The organism is Sulfitobacter sp. R86518, from assembly GCF_042466275.1.
GTDB lineage: Bacteria > Pseudomonadota > Alphaproteobacteria > Rhodobacterales > Rhodobacteraceae > Sulfitobacter > Sulfitobacter pontiacus.
This window is the reverse complement of the sequence record NZ_JAXHCA010000005.1, coordinates 317,357-340,980: the sequence shown is the minus strand read 5'-3', so window position 1 is coordinate 340,980 and position 23,624 is coordinate 317,357. Positions and strand designations below refer to the sequence as shown.

General features: G+C 62.0%; 23 protein-coding genes and 1 pseudogene. 15 read left to right on the top strand and 9 right to left on the bottom strand.

Features of this window, described 5'->3' with window-relative positions; all coding sequences use genetic code 11:
• Positions 1-34: 34 nt before the first annotated feature.
• On the bottom strand, positions 35-211 hold the full coding sequence (locus SJY36_RS02430; RefSeq protein WP_386172783.1) for a hypothetical protein: 177 nt from the start codon (positions 209-211) through the stop codon (positions 35-37).
• 174 nt (positions 212-385) lie between these two features.
• Here SJY36_RS02430 and SJY36_RS02425 point away from each other — a divergent pair, with 174 nt between their 5' ends.
• From SJY36_RS02425 to lpdA, 13 genes are all read left to right on the top strand, one after another.
• Complete coding sequence (locus SJY36_RS02425; protein WP_386172781.1) at positions 386-1,243, top strand: HpcH/HpaI aldolase/citrate lyase family protein; 858 nt, start codon at positions 386-388, stop codon at positions 1,241-1,243.
• Positions 1,244-1,248: 5 nt separating this feature from the next.
• Positions 1,249-1,806 (top strand): NnrU family protein, encoded by a 558-nt coding sequence (locus SJY36_RS02420; protein ID WP_386172779.1) that lies wholly within the window; start codon positions 1,249-1,251, stop codon positions 1,804-1,806.
• Positions 1,807-1,824: 18 nt separating this feature from the next.
• A complete protein-coding gene (locus tag SJY36_RS02415) occupies positions 1,825-2,028 on the top strand; it encodes a DUF1737 domain-containing protein (RefSeq protein WP_386172777.1) in 204 nt (67 codons plus the stop codon).
• The gene (locus SJY36_RS02410; RefSeq protein ID WP_386172775.1) at positions 2,028-3,065 is read left to right on the top strand and encodes a MaoC family dehydratase; all 1,038 of its coding nucleotides are present in this window, start codon (positions 2,028-2,030) and stop codon (positions 3,063-3,065) included. Before SJY36_RS02415 ends, SJY36_RS02410 begins: the two co-directional genes overlap by 1 nt.
• 281 nt (positions 3,066-3,346) lie before the next feature.
• Complete coding sequence (sucC, locus tag SJY36_RS02405; RefSeq protein WP_386172773.1) at positions 3,347-4,540, top strand: ADP-forming succinate--CoA ligase subunit beta; 1,194 nt, start codon at positions 3,347-3,349, stop codon at positions 4,538-4,540.
• Between the two features lie 19 nt (positions 4,541-4,559).
• The gene (locus tag SJY36_RS02400; protein WP_386172771.1) at positions 4,560-5,093 is read left to right on the top strand and encodes a succinyl-CoA synthetase subunit beta; all 534 of its coding nucleotides are present in this window, start codon (positions 4,560-4,562) and stop codon (positions 5,091-5,093) included.
• Complete coding sequence (locus tag SJY36_RS02395; RefSeq protein WP_132997163.1) at positions 5,090-5,776, top strand: hypothetical protein; 687 nt, start codon at positions 5,090-5,092, stop codon at positions 5,774-5,776. Before SJY36_RS02400 ends, SJY36_RS02395 begins: the two co-directional genes overlap by 4 nt.
• Before the next feature lie 43 nt (positions 5,777-5,819).
• Positions 5,820-6,707 carry a succinate--CoA ligase subunit alpha gene (sucD, locus tag SJY36_RS02390; protein ID WP_009826038.1) on the top strand — a complete coding sequence of 296 codons (888 nt, stop codon included), beginning with the start codon at positions 5,820-5,822 and terminating at the stop codon, positions 6,705-6,707.
• A 76-nt stretch (positions 6,708-6,783) separates the two neighbouring features.
• Entirely contained in the window at positions 6,784-9,747 is a 2,964-nt protein-coding gene (locus SJY36_RS02385; RefSeq protein ID WP_037943252.1) for a 2-oxoglutarate dehydrogenase E1 component, read from the top strand.
• Positions 9,748-9,749: 2 nt separating this feature from the next.
• A complete protein-coding gene (odhB, locus tag SJY36_RS02380) occupies positions 9,750-11,279 on the top strand; it encodes a 2-oxoglutarate dehydrogenase complex dihydrolipoyllysine-residue succinyltransferase (protein ID WP_005851503.1) in 1,530 nt (509 codons plus the stop codon).
• Between the two features lie 30 nt (positions 11,280-11,309).
• On the top strand, positions 11,310-11,696 hold the full coding sequence (locus SJY36_RS02375; RefSeq protein ID WP_005851501.1) for an MAPEG family protein: 387 nt from the start codon (positions 11,310-11,312) through the stop codon (positions 11,694-11,696).
• 12 nt (positions 11,697-11,708) lie between these two features.
• A complete protein-coding gene (locus SJY36_RS02370; RefSeq protein ID WP_005851499.1) occupies positions 11,709-12,104 on the top strand; it encodes an MAPEG family protein in 396 nt (131 codons plus the stop codon).
• Between the two features lie 147 nt (positions 12,105-12,251).
• The gene (gene lpdA, locus SJY36_RS02365) at positions 12,252-13,640 is read left to right on the top strand and encodes a dihydrolipoyl dehydrogenase (protein ID WP_278424885.1); all 1,389 of its coding nucleotides are present in this window, start codon (positions 12,252-12,254) and stop codon (positions 13,638-13,640) included.
• Positions 13,641-13,750: 110 nt separating this feature from the next.
• Here lpdA and SJY36_RS02360 read toward each other — a convergent pair whose 3' ends face one another.
• Genes SJY36_RS02360 through SJY36_RS02350 form a run of 3 tightly spaced genes read right to left on the bottom strand, consistent with a single transcriptional unit; the run spans position 13,751 to position 16,061 of the window.
• Positions 13,751-14,482 carry a 1-acyl-sn-glycerol-3-phosphate acyltransferase gene (locus tag SJY36_RS02360; RefSeq protein WP_317937639.1) on the bottom strand — a complete coding sequence of 244 codons (732 nt, stop codon included), beginning with the start codon at positions 14,480-14,482 and terminating at the stop codon, positions 13,751-13,753.
• Positions 14,482-15,387 (bottom strand): ABC transporter permease, encoded by a 906-nt coding sequence (locus tag SJY36_RS02355; protein ID WP_005851493.1) that lies wholly within the window; start codon positions 15,385-15,387, stop codon positions 14,482-14,484. Before SJY36_RS02355 ends, SJY36_RS02360 begins: the two co-directional genes overlap by 1 nt.
• A complete protein-coding gene (locus tag SJY36_RS02350) occupies positions 15,384-16,061 on the bottom strand; it encodes a cell division ATP-binding protein FtsE (RefSeq protein WP_037954577.1) in 678 nt (225 codons plus the stop codon). Before SJY36_RS02350 ends, SJY36_RS02355 begins: the two co-directional genes overlap by 4 nt.
• A 165-nt stretch (positions 16,062-16,226) precedes the next feature.
• Between SJY36_RS02350 and SJY36_RS02345 the strand changes: the two genes are divergently transcribed.
• The gene (locus SJY36_RS02345; RefSeq protein WP_386172767.1) at positions 16,227-17,135 is read left to right on the top strand and encodes a zinc-ribbon domain-containing protein; all 909 of its coding nucleotides are present in this window, start codon (positions 16,227-16,229) and stop codon (positions 17,133-17,135) included.
• 52 nt (positions 17,136-17,187) lie between these two features.
• Here the strand turns inward: SJY36_RS02345 and SJY36_RS02340 are convergent, their stop codons facing one another.
• The 5 genes from SJY36_RS02340 to argH form a co-directional block, all read right to left on the bottom strand.
• Positions 17,188-19,779 carry a TIGR02302 family protein gene (locus tag SJY36_RS02340; protein ID WP_386172765.1) on the bottom strand — a complete coding sequence of 864 codons (2,592 nt, stop codon included), beginning with the start codon at positions 19,777-19,779 and terminating at the stop codon, positions 17,188-17,190.
• Between the two features lie 39 nt (positions 19,780-19,818).
• Positions 19,819-21,084, bottom strand: a complete 1,266-nt coding sequence (lysA, locus tag SJY36_RS02335) for a diaminopimelate decarboxylase (protein WP_037943238.1) — start codon at positions 21,082-21,084, stop codon at positions 19,819-19,821.
• 148 nt (positions 21,085-21,232) lie between these two features.
• Positions 21,233-21,436, bottom strand: a complete 204-nt coding sequence (locus tag SJY36_RS02330) for a hypothetical protein (RefSeq protein WP_278376391.1) — start codon at positions 21,434-21,436, stop codon at positions 21,233-21,235.
• Positions 21,433-21,612: a hypothetical protein gene (locus SJY36_RS02325; RefSeq protein ID WP_005851482.1), complete on the bottom strand. Its 180-nt coding sequence runs from the start codon at positions 21,610-21,612 to the stop codon at positions 21,433-21,435. The genes SJY36_RS02330 and SJY36_RS02325 overlap by 4 nt, the downstream gene beginning before the upstream one ends.
• A complete protein-coding gene (gene argH / locus SJY36_RS02320; protein WP_005851479.1) occupies positions 21,609-23,000 on the bottom strand; it encodes an argininosuccinate lyase in 1,392 nt (463 codons plus the stop codon). The genes SJY36_RS02325 and argH overlap by 4 nt, the downstream gene beginning before the upstream one ends.
• 22 nt (positions 23,001-23,022) lie before the next feature.
• Here argH and SJY36_RS02315 point away from each other — a divergent pair.
• Positions 23,023-23,593, top strand: a pseudogene (locus tag SJY36_RS02315) (TlpA disulfide reductase family protein).
• Positions 23,594-23,624 lie beyond the last annotated feature (31 nt).

Below are 23,624 nucleotides of genomic sequence, written 5' to 3'. Positions count from 1 at the left end.
ATCTTTTTTCGCCGCCTTTATAATCTATGACATATCAAATGGGGCCCGCCTCCTTAGTTTGTTGATCCTGCGGTGGGTGCGAAATTTTTGCGGAAATCTTGTGGCATCCGTCACAACCTGCGGTTCGCGGTCCCGCCGCGACATCCTGCGTCAGCGCCACCACCGCCGCCGCGGCAGTTGCCAGCCCGATCAGGTTAAACAGTTTTACCATTCTACACCTCTTACACTTACACACGCACCAAGACGCCTTTCCTTCTGACAGCAAAACCTGAAGGCCGCGTTAAAGCCGCAAATTATCTGACGCTGCGCTGCGGCGCGTTTACGCTTGAAGTTTTCGTCTAAAAATGCAGACCTGCACGCAACATTATTTCTTGGAGAGTCGCAAATGTCGAAAATCACCCGCCCCCTGCGTTCCGTTCTGTATATCCCCGGCTCCAAGGACCGCGCGTTAGACAAAGCTCGCGGGCTGCCGGCCGATGCGATTATCTTTGACCTCGAAGACGCTGTGATTCCGGAAGAGAAAACCGCTGCACGTGAAACACTCGCCACGGCGCTGAGAGACGGCGGCTATGGCAGCCGGTATAAGGTGATCCGCATCAACGGGCTGGACACCGAATGGGGTGCCGACGATGCCCGCGCCGCGGCGAAGATGGACTGCGACGCCATTTTGCTGCCCAAAGTCGGCAACCCCGCCGATCTGGACGAACTGGCCGAAATCACCGGCGACATCCCGCTTTGGGCGATGATGGAAACGCCGGGTGCGATGCTGAATGCCGCCGCGATTGGCGCGCATCCCAAGCTGCAATGTATGGTGATGGGCACCAACGACCTGAACAAAGACCTGCAAACCCGCGTGCGCGCCGACCGCCTGCCCCTGATGACCGGGCTTGGCCTCTGCGTACTGGCAGCCAAGGCCAACGGCATCGCGATTGTCGATGGCGTTTACAATGCGTTCAAGGATGACGAAGGCCACCGCGTTGAATGTGATCAGGGCCGCGACATGGGCTTTGACGGCAAGACCTTGATCCACCCCGCGCAGCTGGACGTCGCGAACGAGGCATTCTCCCCCTCCGAGGCCGAAGCCGACCTGGCCCGCCGCCAGATCGAGGCGTTTGACGAAATGCAGGCGACAGGTCAGGGTGTGGCCGTTGTGGACGGGCGCATCGTTGAAAACCTGCATGTCGCCACCGCACGCGAAACATTGGCAAAGCTGGACGCGATCGCGGCCCTGCAAACGGAGTAAACCTGATGATGGCACTTTTGATCCTTGGTCTGATCTTATGGGTCGGTGCCCATTATTTCCGTCGCTTCATGCCGGACCAGCGCGCAGCTATGGGCCGACGGGGCAAAGGCATCATCGCCGTTGCCATCGTGGCGGCGCTGGTCATGATCATTATCGGATACCGCGGGGCCGAGTTTATCCCCGTCTGGACGCCCCCGCCCTTCCTGACGCATCTGAACAACTTGCTGATGGTGCTGGCATTCTGGGTCTACGGGTCCAGTGCGGCCAAAGGGGCAAAGGCCTGGCCCGCCTATAAAACCCGCCACCCGCAGCTGATGGCCGTTAAAATCTGGGCGGTCGCGCATTTACTGGTGAACGGGGATCTCGCCTCTATCCTGCTGTTTGGCACTATGCTGGCTTGGGCGGTCGGTTCCGTGATCCTGATCAACCGCGCGGAAACCAACTGGACACCCCCTACCCCCGCGGGCAAGGCCACCTATATCCGCCTTGCGGTGATCACGCTGGTGATGCTGGTCGTTGTGACCGCGATCCATACCCTGCTTGGCGTCTCTCCCTTTTCCTGAGTTACTGAAAGAACCCCCATGAAACTCTATCGTTTCCTGTCCGAAGAGGACACTTCCGCCTTTTGCCACAAGGTCACCGACGCGCTGAATAAAGGGTGGGAGCTTTACGGCACGCCCACGCAGACATGGGATGCCAAGGCGAATGTCATGCGTTGCGGTCAGGCCGTGACCAAGGAAGTCGAAGGCACCTATGCGCCCGACACCAAACTGGGGGCGCATTGATGGCAGAGGCAAAGACCAACAAGGGCCGTTTCTTCGAGGACTATAAAATAGGCGAGACGTTGCATCATGCGGTGCCCCGCACGGTCAAGGATGGTGAACGCGCGCTGTACCACGCGCTGTATCCCGCACGTCATGCGCTTTATTCCTCTGACCAGTTTGCCCAAAGCTGCGGCCTGCCTGCCAGCCCGTTGGACGATATGATCAGCTTTCACATCGTGTTCGGGAAAACCGTGCCGGATGTATCGCTGAACGCGGTCGCCAATCTTGGCTATGCACAGGGGCGCTGGCTGGCTCCGGTCTGGCCAGGTGACACGCTGCGATCTGAATCCGAGGTGATCGGCCTCAAACAGAACTCGAACGGGAAAACCGGGGTCGTCTATGTACGCACCACCGGCTTCAACCAGAACGACACGAAAGTTCTGGAGTATGTCCGCTGGGTGATGGTGCGCAAACGCGATGTCGATGCCCCCGCCCCCGAAACGGTCGTGCCCGATCTTCCCAAGGCGCTGACGGTTGACGATCTGTCGATTCCCGAAACGCTCGACTTCAGCAATTACGACTTTACCCTCGCGGGCGAGGCGCATCGCTGGGGCGATTATACCGTGGGCGAGATGATCGACCACGTGGATGGCGTCACCGTCGAAGAGGCAGAGCATATGATGGCCACCCGCCTGTGGCAGAACACGGCAAAGGTGCACTTTGACACCTCCGCCCGCCCCGACGGGTCGCGGCTGATCTATGGCGGGCACGTGATCTCTATGGCGCGGGCGCTGTCGTTCAACGGACTGGCCAATGCGCAGATGATCGTGGGGCTGAACGGCGGGGCCCATGCGAACCCCTGCCTGTCCGGCGACACAATCCGCGCCTGGACCGAGGTTTTGGACAAAGCCGATACCGACAAACCCGGCGTCGGCGCATTGCGCTTGCGCTTGGTTGCCACCAAAGGCGGAGAGCCGTTCAAGCTGAAGGGTGAAGACGGCAAATACCTGCCCGATGTCCTGCTCGACCTCGATTACTGGGCACTGATTCCCAAGTAAGACGCCCCCTTGACGACGGCCGACCGGTCGCAAAACAAACAAGAATATGTCGCGTTCGACCCTTAAAACGTGGGGTTTCCGAGCGCGACAGCCGCTGCGTCGGCAACATTCCGCAGATTTTCCACCGTTAGCGCTATTTTGTGATCACACGCGAAATTCGTGTGATCACAAATGTCGCTTTTATCTGGAAAACCCTGTATTTCTCAGAAAAACTGTTTACCGAGTATCAAGACTCAATCGTATACCGCGATTAGACTGGAACAAAGACGGGACCGTTTTTTATGAACATCCACGAATATCAGGCAAAAGCCCTTTTGCGTAGCTACGGCGCGCCAGTATCCGACGGCCGGGTCGTGCTGAAAGCTGAAGAAGCGAAAACAGCCGCAGGCGAGATGGACGGACCTCTTTGGGTCGTCAAGGCACAGATCCACGCAGGTGGCCGCGGCAAAGGGTCTTTCAAAGAAGCCGACGCTGGCGACAAAGGCGGTGTACGCCTGACCAAATCGGTTGAAGAAGCCGCCGAAGAAGCCAAGAAAATGCTGGGCCGCACCCTGGTCACGCATCAGACCGGCCCCGCGGGCAAACAGGTCAACCGGATCTACATCGAAGACGGTTCGGGCATCGAAACCGAATTGTACCTCGCGCTGCTGGTGGATCGCCAGACCTCGCGCATCGGGTTCGTCTGCTCCACCGAGGGCGGCATGGACATCGAAGAAGTGGCCAAGTCCACCCCCGAGAAAATCATCAGCTTCTCTGTTGACCCCGCCGCGGGCTTCCAGCCCTACCACGGCCGCCGCGTTGCTTTCGCCCTGGGGCTGGAAGGCAAGCAGGTCAAACAATGTGTGACCCTGATGGGCCAGCTGTTCAAAGCCTTCGTCGAAAAAGACATGGAAATGCTGGAAATCAACCCGCTGATCGTCACCGACAGCGGCGACCTCAAAGTGCTGGACGCCAAAGTCAGCTTTGACGGCAACGCGATGTACCGCCACGGCGATATTGCCGATCTGCGCGACACCACCGAAGAAGACCCCAAAGAGCTCGAGGCGTCCAAGTACGACCTGAACTACATCGCTCTGGACGGTGAAATCGGCTGCATGGTGAACGGTGCCGGTCTGGCGATGGCCACAATGGACATCATCAAGCTTTACGGTGCCGAGCCTGCGAACTTCCTTGATGTTGGTGGTGGTGCCACCAAAGAGAAAGTGACCGAAGCGTTCAAGATCATCACCTCCGACCCGCAGGTCAAAGGTATTCTGGTCAATATCTTCGGCGGCATCATGCGCTGTGACGTCATCGCCGAAGGCGTGGTCGCAGCCGTGAAGGAAGTCGGCCTGCAGGTTCCGCTGGTTGTCCGTCTGGAAGGCACAAACGTTGAGGAAGGCAAAGCCATCATCAACAACTCCGGCCTGGACGTGATCGCTGCGGACGACCTGAAAGATGGCGCGCAAAAGATCGTGAAAGCGGTCAAAGGCTAAAACTGGCTGGAAAGCTTGGATGATGCATCGTCTCGCCTTTTGTTTTTCCATTGCCGCGCTGGCTGTCCCTTTCGGGGCGGCCAGTAACGCTATGGCACAGACAACGCGCGCAGCCGACATCGCCCAGGCCTTTGCAGACCATTGTTTCAGCCCGCGTCTGACCGCACGGACAGCGCAGGCACAGCTTGGCAGCACCGGGGCACGAGTTGATTTCTATGATCTGCGTCCCTTTACCTCGGCGCCGCAGTCTCCGGTGACGGGCGCGGCAGCAACAGCGGGCACAGACCGCCGCTGCGAAGTGTCCTTTGACGGTGCGGCACCCCAGGTTGCGCAACAGGGGATCGCCACCGGATTGGCACAGGAAAACCTGACCGATCTGGTAGATGTCCCCGCGGGGTTCCCCATCACGACGGGGGCCACCTATCGCGCCGCCGTCATGCTGAACCCCAACCGCATGGCTGTGGTACAATCGGGGGTACGCGACGGGGCGCAGGGGGTTGAAACCTTTGCCCGCGTCGAACGCCTGATCCCGCTGAACGAGGCAAGCCAATGACTGCGTCCGCGCAAAACACCGTCACCGGTGGCAAGGCCATCGTATTTGGGATGACCGTTCTGGTCTTCGCAATGATGGCTGTCGTCGCACAGCTGCCCATGCCGATGCAGGATTCCCTGCTGGCCGAAGGCGGCCCGTTCGAGACACTGTCGGTCGTTGGCTATGGCCTATGCATCTTGCTGATGTTCGTGCTGTGGCCCGCGGCTTCGGCGGCGCGTCGGTGGTACTTTGCGGTGTTCATGGCCCTGTTCGCAGCCCGCGAACTGGACCTTGATAAAAAGCCGTTCACCGAAGGACTGCTGAAAGCGCGGCAATTTTCCAGCGATGGCGTCAGCCTGATGGAAAAGGGCGTTGCCGGCGTCATCCTGCTGGCGATCATCACAACCGGTTTGATCCTGTTGCGCCGCGAGACATGGGGCTTCATCCGTGGGGTCGCCAAAGGCGCGGCACCGCAGCTTGCTGTGTTGATCGGGCTGCTGTTCATCGTCGTCTACAAGCTGACCGACGGGCTGGCGCGCAAGCTGGAACCCTTTGGCATCACGCTAGGCCAGGATCAGATCGATCTGGCCTACGTCATCGAGGAAGTCGGCGAACTGGGCATCCCGCTGATGTTCGCTGTTGCAATCTATCTGACATACCGACTGCCGCGCCTTGCGGCGGCGGCACCTTCCACCGCGCCCTGAGACCGGCGCCACCTGAATTGAACTTGAGAAGAAAGCACATAACATGGCCGTACTCGTAAACGAAAACACCAAAGTGATCTGCCAGGGCCTCACCGGCTCGCAGGGCACGTTCCACACCGAACAGGCCATCGCCTATGGCACCAAAATGGTCGGCGGTGTGACCCCCGGCAAAGGCGGCCAGACGCATCTTGACCTGCCCGTGTTCAACTCTGTCCACGAAGCCCGTCACGTCACCGAAGCCAACGCCACGGTCATCTACGTGCCGCCCCCCTTCGCCGCGGATTCCATCCTCGAGGCGATCGACGCAGAGATGGAGCTGATCATCTGCATCACCGAAGGCATCCCGGTTCTGGACATGATGCGCGTCAAGCGCGCGCTCGAAGGGTCCAAATCCCGCTTGATCGGGCCAAACTGCCCCGGCGTGATCACGCCTGACGCCTGCAAAATCGGCATCATGCCCGGCCACATCCACAAGCGCGGCACCTGCGGGGTTGTCTCGCGCTCGGGTACGCTTACGTACGAAGCTGTGAAACAGACATCCGATCTTGGCCTCGGCCAATCCTCTGCGGTTGGTATCGGCGGCGACCCCATCAAAGGGTCCGAGCATATCGATATCCTCGAGATGTTCCTGGCCGATCCAGAAACACAGTCGATCATCATGATTGGTGAAATCGGCGGTTCTGCCGAAGAAGAAGCGGCACAATTCCTGGCCGACGAGAAGAAAAAAGGCCGTTGGAAGCCCACAGCCGGTTTCATCGCGGGCCGCACAGCCCCTCCCGGCCGTCGTATGGGCCACGCCGGTGCGATCGTCGCAGGCGGCAAAGGTGACGCGGAATCCAAGATCGCAGCTATGAAAGAAGCAGGCATCGTTGTTGCGGATAGCCCCGCAACGCTGGGTGAAGCTGTTCAAGAAGCCATCAACAAAGGCTAACGCCAGATGGTGGGGCCTGACTTTTCAGGCCCCGCCGCTCTTACTTAAACGTCGCGCTCTCATCAGAGGTATCGCCATGACAGACCAACCCAAAAACGACCAGTTCCACGATACCTCCTTTCTCGAGGGGCAGAACGGCGAATACCTAGAGGCAATGTATGCCCGCTATGCCAGCGATCCCAATGCGGTTGATGGCGCATGGCAGGCGTTCTTCGAAGCAATGGACGATGACCACGCCGATGTTCAGGCAGAGGCCGCAGGCCCGTCCTGGGCGCGCAGCGATTGGCCCCCCGTCCCGCAGGACGATCTGACCTCGGCATTGACCGGCCAATGGCCCGTCCCGACCGAAGCGAAAGCCGCCGGTCAGAAGATTACCGAAAAAGCCTCCTCCAAGGGGATCGAACTGTCTGACGCGCAGGTACAACGTGCCGTGCTCGACAGTATCCGCGCGTTGATGCTGATCCGCGCCTACCGTATCCGTGGCCACCTTGCCGCCGATCTTGACCCGCTTGGCATGCGCGACAGCGACACCCACCCTGAACTGGACCCGGCCGCCTATGGCTTCGGGCCCAAGGACATGGATCGCCCGATCTTTATCGACAATGTGCTTGGCCTTGAGATCGCGACGATGAAACAGATCGTCGATATCGTCAAAAGCACCTACTGCGGCACCTTCGCGCTGCAATACATGCACATCTCTGATCCCGAACAGGCCGCGTGGCTGAAAGAGCGGATCGAGGGCTACGGCAAGGAAATCCAGTTCACCCGCAATGGCCGCAAAGCCATCCTGAACAAGCTGGTAGAGGCCGAAGGCTTCGAGAAATTCCTGCACGTCAAATACATGGGCACCAAGCGGTTCGGCCTTGATGGGGGCGAAAGCCTGATCCCCGCGATGGAACAGATCATCAAGCGCGGCGGTCAACTGGGCATTCAGGACATCGTGATCGGCATGCCGCACCGTGGCCGTCTGTCGGTGCTGGCAAACGTCATGCAGAAACCCTACCGCGCGATCTTCAACGAGTTTCAGGGCGGCAGCTTTAAACCCGATGATGTCGACGGCTCCGGCGATGTGAAATACCACCTCGGCGCGTCCTCTGACCGTGAATTCGACGGCAACACCGTCCACCTGTCGCTGACCGCCAACCCGTCCCACCTTGAAGCGGTGAACCCCGTTGTTCTGGGCAAGGTCCGCGCCAAGCAGGACCAGCTGAACGACAAGGAGCGCACCTCCGTGATGCCGATCCTGCTGCACGGGGATGCGGCTTTCGCCGGTCAGGGTGTCGTGGCCGAATGTTTCGCCCTCTCGGGCCTGCGCGGGCACCGTACCGGCGGGACCATGCATATCGTGGTGAACAACCAGATCGGTTTCACCACAGCGCCGCACTTCAGCCGCTCCAGCCCCTATCCGACCGATAACGCGCTGGTCGTCGAGGCTCCGATCTTCCACGTCAACGGCGACGACCCCGAAGCGGTCGTGCACGCGGCCCGCGTGGCGACCGAATTCCGTCAGAAGTTCAAGAAAGACGTGGTCATCGACCTGATCTGCTACCGCCGCTTTGGTCACAACGAAGGCGACGAGCCGATGTTCACCAACCCGGTGATGTACAAGAAGATCAAAAAGCAAAAGACCACGCTGACGCTCTATACCGAGCGGCTGGTGAAAGACGGCCTGATCCCCGAGGGCGAGATCGAGGATATGAAAGCCGCCTTCCAAGAGAAGATGAACACCGAATTCGAGGCCGGCAAGGAATACCGCCCCAACAAGGCCGATTGGCTGGATGGCAAGTGGTCGCACCTCGATAAGGCCAAGGAAAAGAAATACCAGCGTGGCAAGACAGCCATCGCCGCCGAAACCATGGCGGATGTGGGCAAGGCGCTGACCGCCGCACCCGACGGCTTTCCGCTGCATAAAACCGTGGCGCGCCTGCTGGACGCCAAGGCCGAGATGTTCAAATCCGGCGAAGGCTTCGACTGGGCCACAGCCGAGGCGCTGGCCTTTGGCTCGCTCTTGACCGAAGGGTACAAGGTCCGTCTGTCCGGTCAGGACTCCGCCCGCGGCACCTTCTCGCAGCGTCATTCGGCCCTGATCAATCAGGAAAACGAAGACCGCTACTACCCGCTGAACCACATCCGCGAAGGTCAGGCAGAATACGAAGTCATCGACTCCATGCTGTCGGAATACGCGGTTCTGGGCTTTGAATACGGCTACTCGCTGGCGGAACCCAACGCGCTGACCCTGTGGGAAGCGCAGTTCGGCGACTTTGCCAACGGCGCGCAGATCATGTTCGACCAGTTCATTTCCTCTGGCGAAAGCAAATGGCTGCGCATGTCCGGCCTCGTCTGCTTGATGCCCCATGGCTATGAAGGGCAAGGGCCCGAACACTCCTCCGCGCGTTTGGAACGCTTCCTGACCATGTGCGGCGGTGACAACTGGATCGTGGCGAACTGCACCACGCCCGCGAACTACTTCCACCTGCTGCGCCGCCAGCTGCACCGCAGCTACCGCAAGCCGCTGATGCTGATGACGCCGAAATCCCTGCTGCGCCACAAGCTGGCCGTCAGCAAGGCCGAGGAATTCACCACCGGCTCCTCCTTCCACCGCGTCCTCTGGGACGATGCGGAACAGGGCAACTCGGACACCACATTGGCGGCGGACGACAAGATCAAGCGCGTCGTCATGTGTTCCGGCAAGGTCTATTACGACCTGCTGGAAGAACGCGACGCCCGTGGCATCGACGACATCTACCTGCTGCGTTTCGAACAGTTCTACCCGTTCCCCGCGCAATCCGCTGTGAAAGAGCTGGAACGCTTCAAGAATGCGGAAATGGTATGGTGTCAGGAAGAGCCCAAGAACCAAGGGGCATGGTCCTTCATCGAACCCAATATCGAATGGGTTCTGGGCCGTATCGACGCCACCCACACCCGTCCGACCTATGTCGGTCGCGCCACCTCGGCCTCGCCTGCGACCGGCCTTGCCTCCCAACACAAAGCACAACAAGCAGCCCTCGTTGACGAAGCGCTGACCATCGAAGGAAAATAACCATGACAAGCGAAGTACGCGTCCCTACCTTGGGTGAATCCGTAACCGAAGCGACCGTGGCAACATGGTTCAAAAAGCCCGGCGATAGCGTCGCAGTCGACGAAATGCTCTGCGAACTGGAAACCGATAAGGTCACCGTCGAAGTGCCCTCCCCCGTGGCGGGCACTCTGGCCGACATCGTCGCCGCCGAAGGCGAAACCGTCGGCGTTGACGCGCTGCTGGCCAATATCTCCGAAGGGGATGCGGCCCCAGCGAAATCCGAAGCCCCCAAGGCGGTCGATGCTGGTGCCGAAGACGTGAAACCCCGCGACGCTGCCGATGATGTCGACGTCATGGTCCCCACCTTGGGCGAATCCGTGTCCGAGGCGACCGTCAGCACGTGGTTCAAGACCGTCGGTGACCACGTCGAAGCCGATGAAATGCTGTGCGAGCTGGAAACCGACAAGGTCAGCGTCGAAGTGCCCGCGCCGACATCGGGCACGCTGACCCAGATCATCGCCGAAGAAGGCAGCACGGTCGAGGCCAACGGCAAGCTCGCCGTGATCAGCCAGGGCGAAGGCGGCAGCGCAAGCAAACCCGCCGATGATACCGCTGAACCCAAAGCGGGCGGTCAGGTCCCTGCCCCCGGCAACGCGCCCTCGGGCGATGTCGAAGACGCGCCTTCCGCCAAGAAAGCCATGGCCGAAGCCGGCATCAGCCGCGATCAGGTCACCGGCACAGGCCGCGACGGACGTGTGATGAAGGAAGACGTGGCCAAGGCCGTTGCCGCTGGCAAGAACGCGGCAAAGCCTGCCGCCGCCGCGCCACGCGCCCCATCGGCCCCGCAGGACGCCGCCCGCGAGGAACGCGTCAAGATGACCCGTCTGCGCCAGACCATCGCGAAACGTCTGAAAGACAGCCAGAACACCGCCGCCATGCTGACGACCTATAACGAGGTCGACATGACAGAGATCATGGCCCTGCGGAACGAATACAAAGACCTGTTCCTGAAAAAGCACGGCGTTAAACTCGGCTTCATGTCCTTCTTCACCAAGGCCTGTATCCACGCCCTGAACGAAGTGCCCGAAGTGAATGCCGAAATCGACGGCACCGATGTGGTCTACAAGAACTACGTCAACATGGGCATCGCGGCCGGCACACCCACCGGCCTGGTCGTGCCCGTGGTCAAGGACGCGCAAGCGATGTCCTTTGCCGACATCGAAAAGGAAATCGGTGAACTGGGGGCCAAGGCCCGCGACGGCAAACTCTCCATGGCGGAAATGCAGGGCGGCACTTTCACTATCTCTAATGGTGGTGTCTATGGCTCGCTGATGTCTTCGCCGATCCTGAACCCGCCACAATCGGGTATCCTCGGGATGCACAAGATCCAAGACCGCCCCATGGCGATCAATGGTCAGGTCGTGATCCGTCCGATGATGTATCTGGCGCTCAGCTATGACCACCGCATCGTGGACGGCAAAGGTGCCGTGACCTTCCTCGTCCGCGTGAAAGAAGCGCTCGAAGACCCACGCCGCCTGCTGATGGACCTGTAACCCACCACACCCACCGCCCGGAAAGGACAAATGATGACAGAGACCACGATCCTCGCCGCCTATGGCCTGCTCGTTATGCTGACAATCTTGCTTCAGGTTCTGGGCGGTGCGCAACAACTCAGCCTGGGCTATCTGCTCTCGTCGCGCGACGAAGACCGGTCGATGACCGGCATGACCGCCCGGCTGAAACGCGCATTGGACAACTCCATCGTGGCAATGGCGCTCTTTGCCCCGGCGGTGCTGATCCTCGAAATGCTGGACCGCACCAATGCCACGTCCCTGCTGGCCGCGCAGGTCTTCCTCATCGCGCGGATCATCTATCTGCCGGTCTATGCGCTTGGCGTGCCCGCGATCCGGACCCTCGCATGGCTGGCGGGCTTTGCCGCCACCGCCATTCTCTACTTCCTCGCGCTATAGCGGACCGCCAAGATGACACCCGAACTCACCGTTCTGACCCTCGCGGCGCTGCTTCAGGTCGTGACCTTTGTCGCCTATGCGATCCCTGCCAACCGCGAGGTCGGCCCCGGCTACACCATGTCCGCGCGCGACCGAGAACCGTCGAAATCGCTCTCTGACAGGACCGCCCGTCTGGGCCGCGCGTTCAACAATATGTTCGAAGCGCTGGCGCTTTTCGCCGTCGCAGTCGTGGTGCTGCAGATGTCCGGCCAGAACACGACCTACACCGCCATTCTCGCATGGATCTTCCTCGCGGCCCGCGTCGCCTATGTGCCCGCCTATGCGCTTGGCCTGCGTCCCGGACGCTCGCTGATCTGGGCCGTGGGCCTGGGTGCTACGGTGCTGATGCTGCTGGCCGCGCTGTTTTGATCTTCCAAATGGCATAGATCCCGGGGGCGTGCGCTTGCGCACGGGGGCAGCGCCCCCTAGCCTTGACCGCAACACGCCCCGCCCCTTCATGCCTGAACGCCACACTTTCTACTCTACCCCAATTCCCGACCACCAAGGAGACCTTCCATGTCCAGCTACGATGTCATCATCATCGGCTCCGGCCCCGGCGGCTATGTATCCGCCATCCGCTGCGCCCAACTGGGCCTCAAAACCGCCTGTGTCGAGGGCCGCGAGACGTTGGGCGGCACCTGCCTGAACGTCGGCTGTATCCCGTCCAAGGCGCTGCTGCATGCCACGCATATGCTGCACGAAGCCGAACACAACTTTGCCGATATGGGCCTCAAGGGTAAAAGCCCTTCGGTCGATTGGGCGCAGATGCAAACCTACAAACAGAACACGATCGACACCAACACCAAGGGGATCGAGTTCCTGTTCAAGAAGAACAAGATCGACTGGATCAAAGGCTGGGCCACCATCCCCGAAGCTGGCAAGGTCAAGGTCGGTGATGAGATCCACGAGGCCAAGAACATCATCATCGCCACAGGGTCCGAACCCTCTGCCCTTCCCGGTGTCGAGGTTGACGAAAAGGTCGTCGTCACCTCTACCGGCGCGCTGGCGCTGAACAAGATCCCGAAAAAGCTGGTCGTGATCGGCGCGGGCGTCATCGGGCTCGAACTCGGCTCTGTCTACGCGCGTCTGGGGGCCGAGGTGACGGTTGTCGAATATCTCGATGCGATCACCCCCGGCATGGACGGCGAAGTCCAGAAGAACTTTATGCGTATCCTGAAAAAGCAGGGCGTCAACTTTGTCATGGGCGCCGCCGTACAAGGCACCGAGGCCTCCAAGACCAAAGCCAAGGTGACCTACAAGCTGCGCAAGGATGACAGCGAACACACGTTGGACGCCGATGTTGTTCTCGTCTCCACAGGCCGCAAGCCGTTCCACGACGGGCTGGGCCTTGAAGGTCTGGGCGTCGAACTGACCAAGCGCGGCCAGATCGCGGTCAGCGACACCTGGGAAACCTCGGTCAAAGGCATCTACGCTATCGGCGACGTCATTGAAGGCCCGATGCTGGCGCATAAGGCCGAAGACGAAGGCATGGCGGCAGCAGAGGTCGTGGCGGGCAAACATGGCCACGTGAACTATGGCGTGATCCCCGGCGTGATCTACACCCACCCCGAGGTTGCCAATGTCGGTGCCACCGAAGAGCAGCTGAAAGAAGCAGGCCGCGCCTATAAGGTCGGCAAATTCAGCTTTATGGGCAACGCCCGTGCCAAGGCCGTCTTTGCGGGCGAAGGCTTCGTCAAGCTGATCGCCGACAAGGAAACAGACCGCATCCTCGGCGCGCATATCATCGGCCCCGGTGCCGGCGATCTGATCCACGAGGTCTGCGTTGCGATGGAATTCGGAGCCTCTGCCGAGGATCTGGCGATGACCTGCCATGCGCACCCGACCTACTCCGAAGCGGTCCGCGAAGCGGCGCTGGCCTGTGGCGACGGCCCGATCCATATGTAAGGCAGCCGCCTGTATTGAAACGACAAAGGGTGGACCGTTTGGCCCACCCTTTTTTGTGTTCTAACCGTTGTGTCCTAACCGTCGTGCGCACCGATCGGTAGGGGCAGCACCTATCTCGGTTGAGGGGTTTTGAACCCCGCCTCGGCCAAGAGCGCGTCCGACCGTGTCTCGACCGTTTCTTCAAGCCGTTTCATGAAGGCGGCCCGCTCCAACCCCGGTGCGATGGGGGTCAGGAACTCGACCACTGCCACACCCGGACGCCGGTACAGCCCGCGCCGGGGCCAGAAATATCCGGCGTTGGTGGCGACGGGGACGCAGGGCTGGCCCATCTGCTCGTACAGTGCGGCAGTGCCTGCCTTGTAGGGTACCGACAGGCCGGGCGCGACGCGTGTGCCTTGTGAATAGATGACAAGCTGGCCCGGTTCGGCCTCGCCCGCTTTGACATCGGCCAGCATCTTGGAAATCGCCGCACCACGTTTGCCACGGTTCACCGCGACCATCTGCATGCGCTTGGCATATTGCCCGATCACCGGCGTCATCAGGATCTCGCGTTTCATGATAAATTTCGCGCGCGGCAGAATGTGAAAGATCATCAGGATATCAAGGAAAGACTGGTGTTTAGCGGCGACCAACACGGCCCCGTCCGGCACATCGCCCCGCACCTCGCACCGCAACCCGACGATGACCTTCGCCATCCACATGGTCCCCGCCGCATAGGCCTTGCACGCCGCATAGGCCCCCCGCCGCGAGAACATCGCCCAAGGCGCGTAAAGCAGCCCCAAAAGCGGCATATAGACCGTGGCCAGCACGATGAAGGTCAAGGATCGTATCCACTGCAACATTATGCGAGTTCCTTTAATGTACGGCGCGCGGCCGCCCCTGTCGCCGCAAAGGCGACGCCACCGGACAGAAACGGGATCACCAGCGGCACAACCCAGTGCCAGCCCTGAAAGCCCAAACCCGTCAGAAAGCCCCCCGCGTCAGCGGTGCTTGGCAACAGCAGTATCGCCAGCAGCCCGACCCCCGTGCCCGCCGCAGCGCCGGTCAGCGCACGCAGGGTGAAACGCCGGATAAAGGCCTGCGCGATATAGCTGTCGGTCGCGCCCACCAGACGCAAAACGGCGATGACCTGAGCGTTGGCCGACAGCGCCGCATTGGCGGCAAGTGTCACCATCGCGGCCAGCGTCGCGATGATCAGGATCATGGAGACCCAGCCCAGAAGCTTCAGCCGCGACGCGGCCTTGACCAGCGGCGCGCGCCAGCGGCTGTGATTGTCCAGAACCGCCCCTGGCACCTCTGCCGCGAGGCGCAGGCGCAGGCCATCGGCGTCCATGCCGTCGTCCTCTTCGATGATCTCGATCAGGCGGGGCACCGGCAGGGCATCAATGGCCAGTTCCGGACCGAACCAGGGGGCCAGCAGGGATTGCTGCTCTTCATCCGTGAGGGCGCGGGCTGTGGCGACGCCTTTGGTCGTCTCGAGGATGCGCAAGGCGGCCTCGGTCTGCGCGCTGCGCTGGTCGATGGGGGCCACAACCCGGATCGTCGCGGTGCGTGCCAACTCTTGCCCCCAGATATTCGCCAACCGCCCCGACGCCAGCGACAGCGCCAACGCAAAGACCGCCAGAAACGCCATCGTTCCCGCGGCAAACAGGGTCAACTGGGCGGTAAATCCCGACGGCGGCACCACACGGTCCGCCTGACGGTCGCCGTTCCACAGCGCGGTCAGCGCAATGCGCAGCATCTTCATAGATCCGCCCCCGCCAGCTGGATGCGCCGGTTGGCGATACGCAAGACACGCGCCTGCACCTGCGCCTTGGTGGCACGGATCAGCCCCAGATCGTGGGTCGCGATCAACACGGTCTTGCCCATGCGGTTCAGCTCTACCAGCAGGCGAAGCAGGCGCTGCGACATTTCCCAATCGACGTTGCCGGTGGGTTCATCCGCAAGCACCACATCGGGCGACATGATCACCGCACGGGCCAGCGCCGCACGCTGGCGCTCACCGCCCGACAGCTCTGGCGGCAGGGCGTCGGCGCGGCTGCTCAGCCCGACCCACGACAGCAGCTCTTGCAGATCGTCGCCGCCGGTTTCCGCATGGCGGCCCGACACGGTCAGCGGCAAACCGATGTTTTCCGCAACCGGCAAATGGTTCAGGAATTGGCAATCCTGGTGCACCACGCCCACACGCCGCCGGATCATCGCGATATCATCGCGGTCCATCGCACGCACGTCCTTGCCAAACAGCGACACATGCCCCGCCGTGGGCAGCAGCGCGCCATAGCAGAGCTTCATCAAAGTGGTCTTGCCAGAGCCGGACGGACCCGTCAGAAAATGGAACGACCCCGGCGCCAGCTTGACCGAGATATCGGACAAAAGCTCGCCCCCGCCATAGCTGTAGGCCACGTTTTCAAACTCGATCACACGCATATCCCGCTTGGTTTGAACTGTTGTGCCCCAGCACCGCTTGGGTTTCAATGCACCCCGGCGCAGCCATTGCATGAAGATTGCACTTTTCCTACGGTTTTCTAGGACATAAGGTTGATCTGACGTGAAAACGAAGAGGTTTCCAATGGTTCGGGGCGCAACATGAGACTGATCTGTCCCAATTGCGATGCGCAGTACGAGGTCCCGGACGAGGTGATGCCCTCTTCCGGTCGCGATGTGCAATGTTCGAACTGTGGCCAGACCTGGTTCCAGCATCACCCCGATTTCCCCCCTCTCGATGAAGAGGACGACGGCAGGATCAGCACGGTTTCCGCCGCTCTGTCGGCGCGCGATGATGCGGATGACGGCGTCGCGCGCGAAGGCGATGCAGATGCGCCCGCCCCAGCAAGCCCGCCCGAGCCCGACGAAGACGCAGCGGAAGACCCCGACGCGGGCGAACCCGCGCATCCCGCCCCGCCACCGCGCAAGCAGCTTGACCCATCGGTCGCCGATATTCTCCGGCAAGAGGCCGAGGCGGAACAAGAAGCCCGCCGTCGTCGTCAGGCAGAGACCCTTGAAAGCCAGCCTGATCTGGGGCTTGAAGAAGCAGACCAACCCAGCGAAAGCGAACGCGCGCAGCAGGCCAAGGCCCGCATGTCGCGTCTGCGCGGCGAAGAGCAGCACAGCGCTGCCGAGACCACAGCCGCCGCGGCGGCCGTTGCATCACGCCGCGAATTGTTGCCCGATATCGAAGAGATCAACTCCACCCTGCGCACCGGATCAGAACGGCGCGTGATCCCGAACATGGGCGCAGACGCCGGGCGCGATACCCATGTGGACCCGAAACAGCGTAGCGGGTTCAGCCGCGGGTTCGTGCTGATTGTCGCGCTCGCCTCTGTGCTGGTGCTGCTATACGTCTTTTCGCCGCAAATCTCGGAGGCGGTTCCCGCGCTGCGCCCCTATCTTGCGCTTTACGTCGCGCAGGTGGACAGCGCGCGCCAATGGCTGGACGAGATGTTGCAATCAACGCTGCAATGGCTGGATGCACGGGCGTCGCAGTCGGGCAGCTAAAACGGATCGGGCCCGTCCTTTTGGCGGCCCCGTCCTTGCGTCATCAATCCTATCAGAAGCGGTCCAGAAGACGGCGCAGGTAGTCGCGTTCGACCTCTGGCCGCGTCGCCTCGCCCGAGCGGCGACGGATCTCGTCCAGCAGTTCACGCGCGCGGCCATAGGCGTCATTATCCAGCGCCAGATCACCCTCTGACCCCTGCGCGCCATTCGCCCCCTGTTCGCGCCCTAAAGGGTCCGTGTTCTCGGCACGGCGGCTGCCCTGCGCGGTGCCTTGCCCGGGTTCGGACGCCTGCTGGTCCTGTTCCATCGCCTCGCCCAAGGCGCGCATGCCCTCGCGCAGCGCTTCCATCGCCTGCGACTGGTTATCGATCGCTTCGGCCAGATCGTCGCGGCGCAAAGCCTCTTCGGCACCGTCCATCGCGCGGCCCGCACGGTCCAGCGCATCGCGCGCGGCGTCACCTTCCGGGGTGCCGCCACCGGGCAGACGCCCTTCCTGACGGCGCAGCTCATCGCGCAGCGCTTGCTGACGGTCGGCGATCGACCCCTGTCCCTGCCCCGGTTCGCCCTGGCCGTTGTTCTGGCCCGGCTGCTGCCCCGGTTGGCCGGGCTGGTTGCCCTCCTGTTGCGGGCCGGGTTGCTGGCCCTGGTCCTGCCCCTGTTGCTGGCCATCATCGGCATTGGGGTTGAACCTGTCCTGCAAATCGCGGAAGGCCTGATCGCTTAGCTCTTGCTGCTCACGCAGGCTATCGGCCAGCCCCTCCATCGCCTGTTCACCCTCGGATTGCCCACCTTCGCCCGGCTGGCCTTGGGTAACGCGCATGTTCTCCATCATCTCTTGCAGCTCGCGCAGCGCCTGTTCGGCCTCTGCCATGCGGCCCTGCTCCATCAGTTCCTGAATCCGGTCCATCATGCGTTGCAGGTCGTCCTGCGTCATCTGCATGGTCTCGCCCTGCTGGCCTTGCTGCTGGTCGCCGTTCTCACCTTCTTGCGCCTGCTGGCGTTGCAACTGGCGCATATAGTCGTCGGTGGCGCGGCGCAGCTCTTCCATCAGCTCTGCGATCTCGGCGTCCGAGGCGCCGTTCTTCATCGCCTCTTGCAAACGCTCCTGTGCGCGGCGCATCCGGTCCAGCGCATCGGCCAGCACGCCTTCCTCCAGTTCAATCGCCAGATCCCATAGATCATCCGCGATCTCGGTCTGCACCTCGTCGGACAAACCATAGCGGGCGCGAATTTCGATCCGTTCAATTAGCCGCCGCAAGCGCAGCGCCGCCGTGTCAGAGCGGAACACATCCCCCGGACGATAGGACACCGCCCGCAAGACCTGCGCGAGGGTGTCGGCGTTGCCCTTGGCCCACAGCAGATCGCGCCGTTGTTCGATAACGGCCGCCGCCAGCGGATCGAAAAAGCGTCGTCCCGGCAGGGTCATCTGCGTCGGCGGGGTGGTCGCCTGTTGTTCCGACGCATCCAGCACGCTCAGCGTGACGGTGACCGGCAGGTTGGCCCAAGGATGTTTGGAAAAATCGTCGATCAGGTTCTCTTCGAAATCGCGGCGGTCCCCGGCAATGGGCAGTGACAGCGGCACGATCATCTCGGCCCGCGGATCAGGGTCAATCGCCAGCCCATAGCGGCGGTCCACAGCGGCCAGATCCAGATCGATCCGCGCCTCGCCCGCTTCGACGCCGTAGTCGTCCCGCGCCACAAAGGGCAGTTGCATCTCGCCAAGGGCGGTCACCTCGGGGGGGCCTGCAATCTCGACCTGCGGTTTGGCGTCGGGCAGCATCGTCACGTCCCACGTCCGCCCGTTCGGCCCGTCAATGGCGATCTGTCCGCTTTGGCTCACCTTGAAATCCTGCACGATGGCGGGGGCGTCCCCCTCTGGCTGGGGCTGGCCCGAAACGGTCTCGGTCACCGACAGCGCCCCCACTTCGCCATACATGCGCAGGGTGATCAGCGTGCCCGCGGGCAGGTTCAACGGCCCCTCCGCAAGATCGGAGAGATAGAGCGTCGGCTTGCCGGTATAGCGCGGCGGCTCCGCCCAGCCTTCCCAGACCGGACCGGAGGCCAAAGCCCCCCCGCCCGCCGTCAAACCCGCAACCGACCCGATGCGCAGCACCGACCCAAAGACCAGCGCCGTAACGAAAGCCAGCAGCGCGACATAGCGCAGGGCAAAGGGATCACGGCGCGCCATGCGCAAGTCCGCAGCCACCGCCTGCGCAGCGGCGGCACGGGCGGCCATGCGGCGCTGATGCGCCTGCCACACCGCAGCAGAGGCAGCATCCCCCGTGCCGATCGCCTGCACATCCATCAGCGCCTGAATGGGGCGTCCGGGTAGGCTGGCGTCAAGGCGGGTCAGCGCCTCTATCCGGCGGGGGATGCGTAAATGGCGCAGCGCATAGACCAGCGCCCCGACAGCGGCCAGCGTCACCGCAACGACAGCGCCCGTCACGACGGACATCGGCACGCTATCGTGCAGCCCCAGCATCAGCACCGCCAGAACAGCCAGCACCAAGGCGATCAGCGGCCAGAACGCCTGCACCAACACCTCGGCCCAGATACCGGCCCAGGTCAGACGCAGGGGCCAACGGATCGACTTGAGACCCTGCTCGGGCGAGTGGTCGTCATCCTTGGCGGTGAAAAACGTCATGCGGGCCCTGCTTTCAAAAGCCGGACACGCAAGGCGCGGTCACAGCCATTCAGGAATGGTATCGCGATTTATCATTTCGTCAAAGGTCGGGCGTCGGCGGATAACCGCAAATTGATCGCCATGGACCAGCACCTCGGGGATCAGCGCACGAGAGTTGTATTCGCTGGCCATCACCGCGCCATAGGCACCGGCACTGCGGAAGGCCACCAGATCGCCCGCGGCCAGCTTTGGCATCATGCGCTGCTTGGCAAAGGTATCACCGGATTCGCAGACCGGCCCGACAATGTCATAGGGCTGCTGCTCGGCCCCTGCTTCGGCTTCGACGACGGGGATGATATCATGATGGGCTTCGTACATGGCGGGGCGGATCAGGTCGTTCATCGCACCGTCGATGATCAGGAAATCGCGGCCCTCGCCGGATTTAACATAGATCACCTCGCTCACCATGAGGCCGGCGTTGCCCGCGATCAGGCGGCCGGGCTCGATCTCGATCTCGCAGCCCAGATGACCAAGCGTCTTTTGCACCATTGCGCCGTAATCCGTGGGCAGTGGCGGGGCGGCATTGCTACGCTCATAGGGGATTCCCAGCCCGCCGCCCAAATCCAGACGACGGATGGTATGCCCGTCGGCGCGCAGCTGCTCTGTCAGCTCCGCAACCTTCTGGTACGCCAGTTCGAACGGCGTCAGATCGGTCAGCTGGCTGCCGATGTGCACATCGATGCCCACGACCTCCAGGCCCGGCATCGCGGCGGCCATGCGATAGACCTCGCGGGCGCGGGCAATGGGGATACCGAATTTATTCTCGGACTTGCCGGTCGCGATCTTGGCATGGGTTTTGGCGTCGACATCGGGGTTCACGCGGATGGTGATCGGCGCGACCTTGTCCATCGACCGTGCGACGGCGTCCAGCACCTCCATCTCGGGTTCGGATTCGACATTGAACTGGCGGATGCCGCCCTCAAGCGCGAGCCGGATTTCCGACACGGTCTTGCCCACGCCCGAGAACACGATCTTGTCGCCCGGCACGCCTGCCGCCTTGGCACGCAGGTATTCCCCCGCCGACACCACATCCATGCCCGCCCCCGCCTGCGCGAGCGTTTTCAGCACCGCTTGGTTCGAGTTCGCCTTCATCGCGTAGCAGACCAGATGGTCCATCCCGTCCAGCGCATCGTCAAAAGCCTTGAAGTGGCGCAGCAGCGTGGCGGTCGAATAGACGTAAAAGGGCGTGCCGACCGCGGCTGCGATCTCGGAGATGGCGACATCCTCGGCGAACAGCGCGCCATCGCGGTACAGGAAATGATCCATAGTTTCAGGCTCCTAAGCTTTTCCCGCCGAAAGCTGCCGGCGATCGTTTACGGGCGGCGGACCGCGGGGACAGGCATCGCGGCAGACCACAGCTTACCCCAATACCAAAGGCGGCGGGAATGGCAATCAGCGCCACCCGCCCCGCCGGTCAGAATGTCTTGGAAACGCCCACATCCACATGCCCCGAGATATGCACACCGGGTTCATAGTTGCTGCGATGCTTGCGGCTGGCGGTATCCGTCGCGGGGGGATAGGCGCGGCTGTCATGGGCGCTTGGCGCATGGCGTTGCGCGCTGTCACAGCCCGCCAGTACCGCCAGTGCAACCACGGCCAGCACCGCCGCGCGGATCACAGCGCCGCCCCCAGACCCAGCCGGAACGGGCCACGGCCAAGGGTGACGCCAGTGCCCACCGACATGCCCGACGACGACAGCGTCACCGTGCTATTGACCTGCGGCGGCACGGGTTCCCCGTCCACACCACAGGCGGCGAGAGTCAGCAACAAGGCAATAGCAGCGACGGGTTTCATCCGATGATCCCTTTCCAGCGGGCCACCTGCGCGCGCACCTGTGCGGGCGCGGTGCCACCGTAAGACATACGCGAATTGACGGAATTTTCCACGCCCAAAACGTCAAAGACATCTGCCGTGATGTCGCCATGGGCCGATTGCATCTGCTCCAGCGTCAGGTCCGGCAGGTCGCAGCCGTTCTGTTCGGCCAGCGCCACCAGCGATCCGGTGATGTGATGCGCATCGCGGAACGGCAGCCCCAGCACGCGGACCAGCCAATCGGCCAGATCGGTCGCGGTGGAAAAGCCCGATCCCGCCGCCGCAGCAAGGCTTTCGCGGTTGGCGGACATATCCTTAACCATGCCTTCCATCGCGGCCAGCGCCAGCATCAGGTTGTCCGCGGCGTCAAAGACCTGTTCCTTGTCTTCCTGCATGTCCTTGGAATAGGCCAGCGGCAACCCCTTCATCACCATCATCAGAGCCACATTGGCCCCCATGATCCGGCCGATCTTGGCGCGGATCAACTCTGCCGCGTCGGGGTTCTTCTTCTGCGGCATGATGCTCGACCCGGTCGAGAAACGGTCCGACAGGGTCACGAAACGGAACTGCGCCGAGGACCAGATCACCAGCTCTTCGGCGAAACGGCTCAGGTGCATGGCGCAGATCGACGCAGCGCTCAGGAATTCAAGCGCGAAGTCACGGTCGCTGACCGCGTCCAGCGAATTGGCGGCCGGACGGTCAAAGCCAAGCGCCTGTGCGGTCATGTCGCGGTCAATCGGAAAGGACGTGCCCGCAAGCGCAGCCGCGCCCAAAGGCGATTCATTCATCCGTGCCCGTGCGTCGCGCATCCGGCTCAGATCGCGGCCAAACATCTCGACATAGGCCATCATGTGGTGGCCCCAGGTGACCGGCTGCGCGGTTTGCAAATGGGTAAAACCGGGCATGACCCAATCGGCTCCGGCCTCTGCCTGACCCAGCAAGGCCTTGATCAACGCCAACAATCCGCTTTCGGCGGCGTCGAACTGGTCGCGGGTCCACAGTTTGAAATCGGTCGCGACCTGATCGTTGCGCGACCGGCCCGTGTGCAGACGGCCTGCGGGTTCGCCGATCACCTCTTTCAGGCGCGCCTCGACGTTCATGTGGATGTCTTCCAGCGCGGTCGAATAGGCGAATGTCCCGCCCTCGATCTCTGACAACACCGTGAGCAACCCTTTCCGAATGGCGTCGGCATCGCTATCACTAATGATGTCTTGTGCAGCCAACATGGCAGCATGGGCACGCGACCCGGCAATGTCCTGGGCGGCCATACGCTGGTCAAACGAGATCGAGGCGTTGATCGCCTCCATGATCGCGTCTGGTCCGGCGGCAAAACGGCCACCCCACATTTTGTTCGAAGTCGTATCGGTCATCAGGCAACCCCTCGGAGGGAAAATGAAAAAGATTATGCTCGCGCTCGTTTATACGGCCCTTGCCCTTGGTGCAAACCCCAGCTTTGGGCAAAGCGTCGACATCAAGCCCCTGCGCGACGGTGATATGAAGAAACTGGTCGTGCACGATTCCCCCGTTGCCACCTCCTTCTGTCGCGTTCCAGCTTGAGGATGACGGCGGCGAGACGACGCTTGAGGCGTGGCAGGGCAAATATGTGCTGATCAACTTCTGGGCCACATGGTGCGCGCCCTGCCGCAAGGAAATGCCGCAGCTGAACGCGCTGCAAAAGGAATTCGGCGGCGATGATTTCGAGGTGCTGACCATCGCCACGGGGCGCAACACGCCCGACGGGATCAAACGGTTCTTCGCGGATGCGGGCGTCGATAGCCTGCCACGCCACCAGGACCCGAAACAGGCGCTGGCCAGTCAGATGGGCATTTTCGGCCTGCCGATCACCGTGATCATGGACCCCGAGGGACGTGAAATCGCACGCCTGCGCGGTGATGCGGATTGGTCGAGCGACAGCGCAAAAGCCATCGTGCAGGCATTGATCGCGGGCAAGGCAGACAGCTAGGCCCGCCCCAGGAAAGCAGGCGATCCGGCGG